Annotated in this window: 12 protein-coding genes; 4 read left to right on the top strand and 8 right to left on the bottom strand. The window is 30.3% G+C overall.

The window, feature by feature from the left end; all coding sequences use genetic code 11:
- Positions 1 to 84 precede the first annotated feature (84 nt).
- From LX78_RS05205 to LX78_RS05185, 5 genes are all read right to left on the bottom strand, one after another.
- A complete protein-coding gene (locus tag LX78_RS05205; RefSeq protein WP_109681586.1) occupies positions 85 to 972 on the bottom strand; it encodes an arsenite methyltransferase in 888 nt (295 codons plus the stop codon).
- A 188-nt stretch (positions 973 to 1,160) separates the two neighbouring features.
- Positions 1,161 to 1,559: a GlcG/HbpS family heme-binding protein gene (locus LX78_RS05200; RefSeq protein ID WP_109681585.1), complete on the bottom strand. Its 399-nt coding sequence runs from the start codon at positions 1,557 to 1,559 to the stop codon at positions 1,161 to 1,163.
- A 127-nt stretch (positions 1,560 to 1,686) separates the two neighbouring features.
- Positions 1,687 to 2,526, bottom strand: coding sequence for a helix-turn-helix domain-containing protein (locus LX78_RS05195; RefSeq protein WP_109681584.1), 840 nt, complete (start codon positions 2,524 to 2,526; stop codon positions 1,687 to 1,689).
- A gap of 423 nt (positions 2,527 to 2,949) precedes the next feature.
- Positions 2,950 to 4,182: an alpha/beta hydrolase-fold protein gene (locus LX78_RS05190; protein ID WP_109681583.1), complete on the bottom strand. Its 1,233-nt coding sequence runs from the start codon at positions 4,180 to 4,182 to the stop codon at positions 2,950 to 2,952.
- Positions 4,183 to 4,206: 24 nt separating this feature from the next.
- Positions 4,207 to 4,611, bottom strand: a complete 405-nt coding sequence (locus tag LX78_RS05185) for a MotA/TolQ/ExbB proton channel family protein (protein ID WP_109681582.1) — start codon at positions 4,609 to 4,611, stop codon at positions 4,207 to 4,209.
- A 338-nt stretch (positions 4,612 to 4,949) separates the two neighbouring features.
- Between LX78_RS05185 and LX78_RS05180 the strand changes: the two genes are divergently transcribed.
- On the top strand, positions 4,950 to 6,002 hold the full coding sequence (locus LX78_RS05180) for a sensor histidine kinase (protein WP_109681581.1): 1,053 nt from the start codon (positions 4,950 to 4,952) through the stop codon (positions 6,000 to 6,002).
- Positions 6,003 to 6,719, top strand: a complete 717-nt coding sequence (locus LX78_RS05175; protein WP_109681580.1) for a LytR/AlgR family response regulator transcription factor — start codon at positions 6,003 to 6,005, stop codon at positions 6,717 to 6,719.
- Between the two features lie 55 nt (positions 6,720 to 6,774).
- Here the strand turns inward: LX78_RS05175 and LX78_RS05170 are convergent, their stop codons facing one another.
- The 3 genes from LX78_RS05170 to LX78_RS05160 all read right to left on the bottom strand — a co-directional run bounded on the left by LX78_RS05170 (position 6,775) and on the right by LX78_RS05160 (position 10,898).
- Positions 6,775 to 7,815, bottom strand: a complete 1,041-nt coding sequence (locus tag LX78_RS05170; protein ID WP_109681579.1) for a serine hydrolase domain-containing protein — start codon at positions 7,813 to 7,815, stop codon at positions 6,775 to 6,777.
- Between the two features lie 218 nt (positions 7,816 to 8,033).
- Positions 8,034 to 9,434 (bottom strand): dihydrolipoyl dehydrogenase, encoded by a 1,401-nt coding sequence (gene lpdA, locus LX78_RS05165; protein ID WP_109681578.1) that lies wholly within the window; start codon positions 9,432 to 9,434, stop codon positions 8,034 to 8,036.
- Positions 9,435 to 9,728: 294 nt separating this feature from the next.
- On the bottom strand, positions 9,729 to 10,898 hold the full coding sequence (locus tag LX78_RS05160) for a T9SS type A sorting domain-containing protein (RefSeq protein WP_109681577.1): 1,170 nt from the start codon (positions 10,896 to 10,898) through the stop codon (positions 9,729 to 9,731).
- Between the two features lie 255 nt (positions 10,899 to 11,153).
- Here LX78_RS05160 and LX78_RS05155 point away from each other — a divergent pair, with 255 nt between their 5' ends.
- Complete coding sequence (locus tag LX78_RS05155; protein WP_109681576.1) at positions 11,154 to 11,930, top strand: LytR/AlgR family response regulator transcription factor; 777 nt, start codon at positions 11,154 to 11,156, stop codon at positions 11,928 to 11,930.
- The gene (locus LX78_RS05150) at positions 11,927 to 13,015 is read left to right on the top strand and encodes a sensor histidine kinase (protein ID WP_109681575.1); all 1,089 of its coding nucleotides are present in this window, start codon (positions 11,927 to 11,929) and stop codon (positions 13,013 to 13,015) included. Before LX78_RS05155 ends, LX78_RS05150 begins: the two co-directional genes overlap by 4 nt.
- The last annotated feature ends 28 nt before the right edge of the window (positions 13,016 to 13,043 follow it).

Below are 13,043 nucleotides of genomic sequence, written 5' to 3'. Positions count from 1 at the left end.
TTAAAAACTTATAAATACAAGAAATCCCTATTCATTACAGAAAAGGGATTTTTTTATGATTGAGATTCCTGCTTTTGCAGGAATTTAGCAACAGCCACTTGTTGGTTCACAACAATCTGAAGCTTCTATTTCAGAAAGTTTAAGTTTCGGTTTCTCTTGTTTTACTCCGTCTTTCTCAGCATAAACAGTAATACTAAAAATACCTGTTGTCCCTTTATTAAAAGAGTTTATTTCATCTTGTGATAGATATTTACCAAGAATATCGTCTGGAATATTAATTGTTTTTTCTTTTTGAACTTTTATATTCTTAAAATTTCTGTCTTCTATAAATTTCAGATAGTCATCTTTTTGAATAGCTCCTGCCACACAGCCAGCATACATTTCGGCATCTTCTTTCAATGCTACAGGTAATTCACCTACTAAAACAATATCCGAAATACTAAAATGTCCACCTGGTTTCAATACTCTATGAATTTCAGCAATTACTTTCTCTTTATTAGGTACTAAATTTAACACACAATTACTTACTATTACATCAGCAACATCATTACTTACTGGCATAGCATCAATATCTCCTTCTCTAAACTCAACATTATTATATCCAAGTTTTTCAGCATTTATTCTAGCTTTTTGAATCATGATTGGTGTAAAATCAATCCCAATAACTTTTCCCTCGCTTCCAGTCTCATGTCTAGCAACAAAGCAATCATTACCTGCTCCAGAACCTAAATCGATTACAGTATCTCCTTTTTTAATTTGTGCAAATTGGGTAGGAAGTCCACATCCTAATCCTAAATCAGCATCTTCAATATAACCTGAAGTTTCAGAATAATCGTCCATCATTATATTATACACTTTATTAGATGGTGTAGTCGCTCCACAACAAGACGAAGCGTTTTCTGCCTTTCCTTGTTCTGCTATTTTAGCATAGCGTTCCTTTACAATGTCTTTTAATTCTTGCTCTTTTTTCATGATTAAAATTTCTTATTGATTACTTCATTGCAATATTACGATTAATAGTTTAAATAGAAAATAATTATTATTAAAATTTTAAAATTATTATAAAAAAATCCCTTTTCAAATATGAAAAGGGATTATGGATAATCTCAATTTATTATAAAATTATTTACTAAATTTTCAGCAATAAAATAATAATGTATTTAGATTGCTTTTGCTCCTGCTTCTGCTACAGTATGATCGTTTTCAACTGAACTTCCACTTACTCCAATGGCTCCAATAATTTCACCTGATGCGTTTTTAATTGGCACGCCACCAGGAAAAGTAATTAATCCATTATTTGAGTGTTCAATATTAAATAAAGGTTGTCCTGGTTGAGATAACTCTCCAATAATTCCTGTGTTCATATCAAAAAAACGGGCTGTTTTTGCTTTTTTTATAGAGATGTCTAATGATCCTAACCATGCGCCATCCATTCTACCAAATGCTACTAAATTTGCTCCTGCATCTACAACTGCAATGTTCATATTAGTGTCTATTGCTGTAGATTTTAGTTTTGCTGCTGTAATTGCTTTTTCTGCTTGTGCTAATGTAATATTCATAATTTTTGTTTTTAGTTTTGTTATTATTGTGATGCAAATATACTATGAGAGATAAGACATCTAATTACTAAAACAGTTCAATAACTTATGAAAAAAGGTCAAGTTTGAAAATGAAGTTTTTGAAGAATTAAGAAGAGATTTCACTAGGATTAAATCCGAATTTGTTCTTAAAAGCGATACTAAAATTTGAAAGATTGTTATAACCAAAATCCAAATAGATGTCTGAAGGCTTTAACTTACCTTGTTCTAAAAGATTTTTGGCATTTTGAAGCCTTTTGTTTTGTAGCCATTTTCCAGGAGACTCATTGTATTCCTTAATAAATTGCCGTTTAAAAGTAGATAAACTCATATTGCATAAAAAGGCTATTTCTTCAAGTTTTAAATTAGAATGAATCTTATTTTCTATAATCTTTTTAAAGGGAGATGTTTCTGAAGCGATTAAAGAATACAGATAAAGTTCAAATTTTCTTCCGTATTTCTGAAGTAAATAAAGCATTAATTCTTCAAACTTTACAGACAGTAGATTTTCCATAAAAACAGCTGGTGCATCACTTATGGTAGATAATGAGTTTAAATAAGACGTGATATATGCGTCATTTCTGATTATAAAAAATGGTATTTCGTCTTTTACTATTGCTACATTTCTTGTGTGCTTTTCTAGAAACTCTTTAAGTTTCGTTTCAGAAAAAAAGAAAAGTTTACAATAATATATTGCTTCAGTGTCTAATAATTCCGTCCAGAGCCAGTTTCCTTTTTTTAGTAATAGAGATTGTTCTTTATTTACAGCAACTGCAGTACCTGCAAAATGGACTTGCTTTTTACCAACTTGTAGAAAGCTAAACATATTCATCCCAAGATTGACCTTGCTTTTAACTACATCATTGGTCATTTTAAAATCATAGACAAATAAATCAGGCCGTTTTTCTTTGTCTTTAATATAGATTTCTGGTATGTTTTCTATAGGCATCGTTTGACGTTTAGCTTAAATTTTGTACTATAAATATAGACTTTATATCTTTTATTTTGCAGTTAATATCCAATTTCAATCAAAAAAGACTTTTACAATTAAAACCATTCAAAATAACAAAAAAAGTCCCTTTTCATTTCTAAAAAGGGACTAGAATAACCTTGTTTAATCAAAACCTTCCTAACAATAACTTATACCATACATAAGTCTAGCTTTGAATTCAACATAATTATTCAAATAATTAATAACATAAATTATTAACTAACGTCTAATATCTTCAATTTTTATTACTTGACCAAGTATATAGGAAAATTCTATTACACTAATTATAAACAATAACAAATAAAAAAGCGAATCATATACAAAACTGATTGTCAGTATTTATATAATTCGCAATTAATTGAAATATAATGATATCTCTGTTTAGTTTCGAGCTTTAAGCTTTTCTAATCTCTCTTTATGGTAGTCGTTACCACTTATCTTATAGGCTAAAGCTACATATTTTAAAGTGTTTTTATAGTCAGTTATAGCTTCGTAATAATCTGCCATAGAATCATAAGCATTAGCGCTTTTTGGGTAATATTTAATAGCTTGTTCAAAATACATTTTAGATTTGTCTAATTGTTCCATATCTATATTCATATAACCTAACATATTAAATAAAAATTCTGGATATGGAGGTGTTTGATAACCAAAGTGGTCATACAATTTTTCTTCCCGATGATTAATAACGTTTAACAATTCTTCTATGGCTGTTTCTGGACTATTGATTTTGTCCATGCTTTCCATTTGAAACCATTCAAAAAGTGTTATCAAACCATCTTTTATAGAAGGCTGTGGAATAGTTCCATGTAAATCGTTAGGATAAAACTGCCACTTATAAAACAAGGAGTTTTCCGGGTTTTCTTCTATAACATTTGAAAACATCATATTGGAACGTGCAAACAACGTATATTCTGATGTGTCTTGCATGACGTTGTCTATGGTTATATCAGCATTTTGCATGTGTAATTGACCACCTAAAGACATAAACAAACCTTTCCCTTTGAAATCATTTTTAAGAATAATAGATTCAGCTTGCTTTAATAATTTCTGGTCGTCCCAATCTAAACTTGGATCGATGCTTATATAGTTTTCAAATAATTCAGGTTTATTTAATAAGGTATAGATTGTAAACAATCCTGCATACGAATGACCTATTAATGTTCTATAATTAGTAACTGGATATTTTCCTTCTACATAAGGTATAAGTTCAGTTTCAATAAACTCTAGGAAATTATCTGCTTCGCCATTTTCTTCATTATAAGGTATTCCACGTCTTGATGTGATTTTAGATGTTGTTAAATCTCTCGTTCTGTTTTCAGCATTAGAAATACCAACTATAATCATTTCTGGCATAAAACCTCCACTGTAATAATCATGAACATTAACTACAGTTGGCAAGAGTACATCGCCATCTAATATATAAACAACAGGATAAGTCTCTTCTGTATTTGATTGATAACTTTCAGGAACTTGAATATAAATATCTCTAGATTCGTTAAGTACGCTTGAATATAAACTATCTTTCTTTCCTACTTGATACAAGTATTCTGTTTGTGCATTAACTGTTAGTTGAAAAAAAACACAAATAAAAATAAATACAACTGTTCGCATATCGATTTGATTGATTTATGTTAATTAGTCCTTTTGTAATCCTCTTAAAACAACAATTCCAATTCTAGCAATAATAAAAGTAAATAAGCCAAAAGTTGCAGTTAATAGAGACACTTTAAGTCCTCCTGCAAAAATAGATGGATCGGCATTTCCCATGGCTTCAATAGAATCGAAAGCTGTAATTAATCCAAGTACAGAAGCAAAAAAGCCCATAACTAGACCTAAAAGACTTGTATCTACAGCTAATTGAAGCATGCGCTTGGAAGTTGGTATATTAGATTTTAAACTTAAAAAACCTTTCACAATAAAGAATAATGACAATAGTAGGCAGATTAAAATTAGAAACATAAAAAAGCCTCCTTCGCTAAATCGATCTGCTAAAGGATTTAATGTAATAACTGCTTCTGGAAATAATACTAATAGTTTCATAACTGATGGTTTTAAATTAATGATGTGTCAAACTTACTGGAGAAGTTTGGATAAAAAACTTAAATGCGATAAACAACCAAATTAGTAATGGATTTGACAATCTGCTGAAACCCTTGCTAATTCCGTCATTCATCTACAAAAAATGAAATCACTTAAAAAATATGGTATTATTGTAGCTTAAAATGTATTTAAAAGAATTTTATGTTGATTGTCGTCATTCTGAACTTATTTCAGAATCGCATAAAATCATACAATTATGAGACCCTGAAATAATTTCAGGGTGACGAGACTACAAGATATTAAACAACCAAAATATATTTGTATTTTAAAGAAACTGTATGTTTACAAGAAAAACCATATTAAAAACAATAGCACGTGCGATTCTTCACATCTTCTTTTGGTGCGCAGTACTTTTATTCTTTACATATTTTTTTGGTTCTGGGAGTGATAATTTTAATAACACCTTGCTATTTTCGTTGTTTTTAATGCCTGTAACCATTGCAACAACTTACGTATCTATTTATAAATTAATACCAGAATATTTAGTAACAAAACGTTATTGGCAATTTGGTCTATACAGTTTATATACATTGATTATTTCGGGTTATCTTATTATGGTTTCTATTTTTTTTAGCCTGATTTATCTGGCTAATTTTGAATATACCGACATGAATCCCATTACCAGAAACATCTTGTTGGTAACAACTAGCGTGTATTTGGTAGTTGTAGTTGTTAGCGCTTTTAAATTGTTAAAATTGAATTTAATTCAAGCCGAAAACACTAAGAAACTCGAAACTAAAATTCTAGAAACGCAACTAAAACTAAAAGAACAGGAACTGAATTACCTAAAAATGCAAATTCATCCACATTTCTTGTTTAATACTTTGAATACCATGTATGGTTTTGCGTTAAAAAAAGCTGATGAAACACCTGAAATGATTTTAAAACTCTCAAACTTGTTAGATTATTTGCTCTATCAAGTAGATAAACCTTTTGTGTTACTTACTGAAGAAATAAATCATATAAAAGATTATATTGAGCTTGAAAAATTGCGATTTAACAACACGTTGGATGTCACTTTCCATACTGAAAACATCTTAGAAAGCGCTCAAATTGCTCCTATGCTCCTACTGCCTTTTATTGAAAATAGTTTTAAACATGGTCATATAAAAGATGGTGTGTTAACTATTAAAATTGATTTATCTTGTACTGAAGAACATATTGTTTTCTCTATTGAAAATACAAGCTCCAAATCGGTAACCAGTGATAATGGTATTGGTTTAGAAAATATGCAAAAACGCTTGGATTTACTGTACAAAAACAAATATGAACTAAACATAGACGATTCAAAAAACCTATTTAAAGTAAACTTATCATTAAGTACAAAGTAATTGAGTAAAACTAAAAAAATATCCTGTTTAATTGTCGATGACGAAGCCATTGCCAGAGAAATTATTGCTACACATCTCTCTAAAATAAGCAATATCCATATCGTGGCAAGTTGCAGCAATGCCATGGAAGCATTTAATGAGATTAGTAATAACGACATTGATTTGGTGTTCCTGGATATTAACATGCCTGAAATTTCTGGAATTGCTTTTGCTAAGTCCATAAACAAAAACATAAAAATTATTTTTACTACAGCTTATCGAGATTATGCAGTGGAAGGTTTTGAGCTTCAAGCTGTTGATTATTTACTAAAACCCATTTCCTTTGAACGCTTGTTAAAAGCTGTAAACACCTATTTTGAAGTTTATAGTGATTCTAAAAACAACGAAACTCTAGAAATAGAAAGCAATAATTTTATGTTCGTTCGTTCAGACAGGCGTATGATTAAAATTGATTTCGATGCCATTATTTACATTGAAAGTTTTAGCGATTATATAAAAATCCATTTAGCTAATGAAACTATTGTCACTCGTGAAACCATAAGTGCTATTGAGGCCAAACTACCTAACAAGCAATTTATTAGAATCCACAGATCGTTTATTATAGCTTTGGCACATATATCTTCTTTTACCAATGAGCATATTGTTATTCATGGACAAGCTTTAACTATTAGTAGAAGCTATAAAAAGGAGGTTTTGGAGTTGTTGGAGAAATATTAAAAAAATAAGTTTCGTTTATCGTTAAAAAAAAGAGCACCTTAATTCCTTTTATACATTATTCAGACCTTTGTTGTCTTTTCAGTATTTTAACAATTCTATTATTTATGATTTCTGATAAGTTCCAATTGTACAATTTAGGATCAGTAGTGCTATAAAACTCAACAATTACAGCATTAAGGTCTTCGTGATATTTAGCAAAACTCTGATATCCAGGAACCCAACCTGCATGTTCATATTTATAAATAGAGGCATATATTTCCTGTTCTCCTGGTTCAAACAATGATCCATCATTCAATGCTCTTAGGAAAATACCTACGTCTTCTGCTGTTGCTAACATGCCATGTTCGTCTTCTTTTAAATCAAAGGGATGTCCAACATGATAGCCACTCATTACATCCTTCAAATTCACTTCTTTGAGTGAACCGAAGGTATTGTTAAGATTTAGCGGCATGAGTATTTCTTCCTCAAGAAATTGAAAGTTATTATAACCTAGTACGTCATCCATAATCTTATTGATTAAAAGATAATTTGTATTACAATATTCATAGTCTTCACCTGGTTCAAAGTTGGCCGACTTATCTAGAATCAATGCAAGACTTTCTTCATAGGTCTCAGTTGGAGCAGCCCAAAAATTTGGAGCGTCTGTAAAATTAGGAATGCCGCTTCTATGCTGTAACATCAATCTCAAAGATATTTTGTTTGAGTTTTCGATTCTTCCTTCAAGTTCCGGTAAATAATCAGCAATGGTTTTATCAAGAGAAAGCTGTCCATCACTCACCAATTTGGTAACAGCCACAGCATCATATAGCTTGCTAATACTGGCAAGTTTAAAAAGTGCGTTTGGTTTGGCAGGCACCTTAGTTTCTCGATTGTGCCACCCAGAAGCAAAATACTGAGGTGGATTACCAGCTTGGTCCACATAAACTATCATACCATCAAATCCATAACCTATAGCTTTGTCCATCTGTTCCTGAATCGCATCTGGTAGTGGAAGTATCCATGCTTTAACTAAAAGCCATGGCACAAAAAATAAGGAGGATATGGTTGCTACTATTAATACAATTTTAAAAATTCGTTTTGTTTTTTTCTTTGTCATAATACTTTTGTAAGTGACTTTATAAATTTCTAAAAAACGACTTGATAAGAAATCTTTTCAATGTTTTATATCTGATGACACCTATTCGCCGACAGACAGAAGCTAAATTAAAATTTTAAATAGTGAATCCCTATTGAAGTTATAAACAGTTATAAACAATAAAAAGCCACCTTATTGGTGGCTTTTTATTATGAGATTCCTGCTTTTGCAGGAATTTGTTAAATATGCAAAGCTCTATCGCCTGTTGCAGCTAAAGCAGCTTCTTTAATGGCTTCTGTAAATGTTGGATGCGCATGAGACATACGAGAGATATCTTCAGCTGAAGCTCTGTATTCCATGGCTACCACAGCTTCAGCAATCATGTCTGCAGCACGTGCACCAATCATGTGAACTCCTAAAATTTCGTCTGTAGTTTTATCTGCTAGAATTTTCACAAAACCATCTAAATCCATACTAGCTCTACTTCTACCTAAAGCACGCATAGGGAATTGTCCAACTTTATAATCTACTCCTGCCTCTTTAAGTTGCTCTTCTGTTTGTCCAACAGCAGCAACTTCTGGCCATGTATAAACCACACCAGGAATTAAGTTATAATCAATATGTGGTTTTTGTCCTGCTATGGTTTCAGCTACAAAAACACCTTCTTCTTCAGCTTTATGAGCTAACATAGCACCTTTTATAACATCTCCAATGGCATAAATATTACTAGCTGAGGTTTGTAAGTGGTCATTAACTTCCACTTGACCTCTGTTGTTTAATATAACACCTGCTGCTTCAGCATTCAAGCCATCTGTATAAGGACGACGTCCAACAGATACCAAGCAGTAATCGCCTTTAAATTCTATTTCTTCGCCTTTTTTATTATCTGCTTTTACTATAACTTCATTACCTTTTCTTTCAACAGATTTTACTTTATGAGAGGCATTAATTTTGAATTTCTGCTTCTTTAAGACCTTGTTTAATTCTTTAGACAAGCCAGCGTCCATAGTTGGAATAATTCTGTCCATATATTCAATAACAGAAACTTCTGCTCCTAAACGTTTGTAAACTTGTCCAAGCTCTAAACCTATAACACCTCCACCAATAACGATTAAGTGTTTTGGAATTTCGGTAAGTTTCAACGCTTCAGTTGAAGTTATAACTCTCTCTTTGTCAATATTTATGAATGGCAAATTTGAAGGTTTACTTCCAGTAGCAATAATCGTGTTTTTCGCTTCTATTTCAGTAGTTTCTTCACCTTTAATAGTAATATGTGTGGCATCTTTAAAGCTTCCTAAACCTTGATAGACATCCACTTTATTTTTCTTCATTAAGAAATCAATACCACCTGTAGTTTGATCTACAACTGATTGTTTTCTGGCAATCATTTGTTTTAAATTCACCTTTATATCTCCTGGAATATCGATTCCATGTTCTTCGAAATGTTTCACAGCATCTTCATAATGATGAGAAGAATCTAAAAGGGCTTTACTTGGAATACAACCTACATTTAGGCAAGTTCCTCCAAGAACTGGATATTTTTCTATAATGGCAGTTTTCATTCCTAGCTGTGCGCAACGAATAGCTGCTACATATCCTCCAGGACCAGAACCAATAATGGCTACATCGTATGAATTCATATAATTGTATTAAATATTAATAAAGATGCTTCGACAAGCTCAGCATGACATAGTTTTTTAAACGAGTACAAAAATACAATATTGATTTATGAATAGCGAATGACAGTTCATGATTTTTTTGATTGTTTTAGTATAGAAAAAACCAAAGTGCTAACTATTACTAAAGTATATAACTAATAGCAATAGATAGCACAGGTTTGAAGAGAAGCGTTCCAAATTAATTTTAAAATTAAATTAAAATTAAGTCAACTAGGTATTATTAAGTATTATAGTTTCTCTTATCAATATTAAAACTTATTTTCTATTTATAACAATGGTACTTGACTTTTTAGCTTCATCATTTGAGATAATTAGCTCATATAATCCTGTTTGTAATCCTATTAAGGACAAAGAATACTTACCATTAATATCAACAGCTTCTTGGCTTAGCACTTCAAGACCTGTTGAGATACTATAAAGTTTTATATCAAATAAGTTATTGGATTTTTTCTCAGAATCTGAATGACTTACTATATTGATATAATCTGTAGCTGGATTAGGATATGTTTCTATACGCAACGTGTTTTCGACCATTCTTGAATTGTTTCCATACGCATTTCCATTAGTAATTTTTCTAATATTACCATTACCATCAAATTCTGAAACATACAAAGTATTACCAGATTGATTTGCTAGAATACCAGCTGGAAACGCATATGTTACTTCAGACAAATGTCCATCCGTATTTCCAAAAACACTACCTGAATATATTTCTACATCATCAACATTTCGTGGGTTTATTTTATAAATTTTATGCTCTCCGTAAACTGTTCCATACAAAGATCCTTGTGCATAAGCAATAAAGGCTAAATATGGCACATAATTATTTGGGGCAGGAACTGTAGCAACATACTCCAAGTCACCACCTTTTGCTGGTAAACGATAGATTTCTCTTCCAATATAGTTTCCTATATATAAATCTCCTTTAGGACCATAAACAATACCTACTGGTATGTTTAATAGGCCTTCCCCACCTGTTAGCACACTTACAGTGCCATCTGTAGTTGACAATTCTTTAATACTGTTATCTCCAACATCTGTAAACACCATATTATCGCTTTTATACGCTTTAATAAGCCCAGAAGGATAACCATCTCCAATTGGGAATATTTGAAGTAAATTACCATCGCTATCGTATTTGTTAATAGACCCTTCTAAATATGCATTAACATAAACATTGTCTTCTGAATCTACTGCTAAACCATTTGCATAAATTAATCCTGACACAAATAGTGATGAGCTTCCATCTGGAGTGATTTTATAAACGTTACCTCCGTAAAAATTAGAACCATATAGATTTCCTTGAGAATCTAAAACTAAATCATCGTCTACAGTAGCATCTGGGGAATTTAAATAAGTAGTAACTGTTTGTGAGTTTGCACTAATTGTAAACAATACTAGTAGCAAGATGTAAAAATTTTTCATAATCTGTTATTTAATTAATAATCCGTTAAATTAATAGCACAATCGACCTGATTGCTTTTTTAAAATTATTAACTTCTATGGGTGATTTTATTGGAAATGATGTTAACTGCTAGAATTTTGTTGTCAACTACTGTTATTTTGTAGTGAATAACATTTTACCTAAAATAAGACATATTCCATATTAAAGATTATCCGTTTTTTTTATATAAATTGGACTAATTCTATTTTAAATCACTGTTTTTATATTGACTATAAATGAAAATTTCTACCTTAATAATTGATGATGAGCCTTTAGCTAGATTGATGATTGAAAGATTATTGATTCCTAGAACTGAATTTGAAATTGTTGGGCAGTGTGGCACAGGAAAAGAAGCTGTAGAATTAATTAATCTGCATATACCAGATTTAATTTTCTTAGATATTAAACTTAAGGACATGACTGGTTTTGATGTTTTAGAAGCTATCTCTATAAACTCTCATTTAGTTATTTTTGCTACTGCATTTGACACGTATACTCTAAAAGCCTTTGATTATTTTGCTTTTGACTATCTATTAAAACCTTTTAGTGAAGACAGATTTTATAAATCTATAAACAAAGTATTAGAAACCTTTAAGTCTAATGACACAGATTTTTTGCAACATAAAATCCAGTCTCTACTTGAATATATACAGCCTAAGGAACAAAAAGTAGTCTCAACAAAAAAAACAATCCCAATTCCATTAAAAAATAAAACAACATTTATAGAAGCAAATAATATTAATTACATAACAGCTTCAAATAGCTATATAGAAATATTCACAACCGATAAAAAATATTTACTTCGTAATTCCATGTCAAATATGATGCTTGAATTACCTGATAATCAATTTAGCAGAATTCATCGCTCTACTATTATAAACATTGAATATATTAAGGAAGTTATTAAATCTAATTTTGGTGAAATAGATGTTAAAATGAAAGATTTAAAACAGTTTAGAATAAGTAGAAGTTATAAAAAGGACTTTTTAAAAAAAATAGGCCTAAGAAAATGAAAAAGTATATAGATAAAAAATTATTCTACATTCTGTTAGGCTATGTCTTACTGTATCACATCTATTTAATTTCAAGAGGAATCGTTTTAAAATTAAATAATTTAGGAGTCTATGGCAGATTAAATTGGAAGGAAACTATAATTGATCCACTCGTTACAAACCTGCTTATTATTCCCCCTGTTATTATTTTAATAATACTCATTACTAAATTAACATTCGACAGGCATTATAAATGGAAATATGTAATTCTTATACATTTTGTATTATCAATGCTTTACATTATTACGATGTATATTTTCTTATATGCATACCAAATTATCACAAATCAAAAAACCTTAGATTCCATAAATATTAAAGACTTTTTCATAGAAGCTGTTGCCAGTTCAAATCTTCATTTTCTAGGCTACGTTGGCTTTGTTAGCATTATATATTGCTATTATTATATTAATAAAATTGTAAAAATAGAATTACAGAAAGTCCAATTAACTCAACAGGTAACAAATGCCAGATTAGAAATGTTAAAGGCTCAATTAGACCCTCATTTCTTATTTAATACTTTACATAGTATTTCATCTTTAATCTCTCTAGATCCTGGTAAAGCACAAAACATGATTTCTTATTTAGGAGATCTTTTAAGAGAAATTATTGTTATTAAACATGAAGACACCATACCTCTAAGCAGAGAATTAGTGATTCTTGAAAAATACATGGAAATCATGCTTATTCGATTTTCTGATCATTTATCTATTAAAATAGACATTGAAGACGATGTCAAGAATGCTTTAATACCAAGTTTAATGGTTCAACCAATCATTGAAAACTCTATTAAGCATGGCTATTCGGCAGAGCATACCGATTTAGAAATAAAAATCAATATTTATAAAAAGAAGAATAACCTTGTTTTAGAGATTGAGAATAATGGTAAAATATTAGATAAAAACAAAAAAAGAAATGAAGGCATAGGAATTAAAAACAGTATTGAACGATTGAAAACCCTTTACAATACTGACTATAGTTTCACCTTTAAAACATTAAAATCGAAAAAGGGTGTTATTACTATAATAAAAATCCCTTTGCAGTATTAATATAGATTTAAAAAGTATCAACTTTAGA

The organism is Xanthomarina spongicola, from assembly GCF_003148645.1.
Lineage (GTDB): Bacteria > Bacteroidota > Bacteroidia > Flavobacteriales > Flavobacteriaceae > Xanthomarina > Xanthomarina spongicola.
The sequence above is the reverse complement of the archived record's forward strand: the minus strand, read 5'-3'. Positions and strand labels throughout refer to the sequence as shown.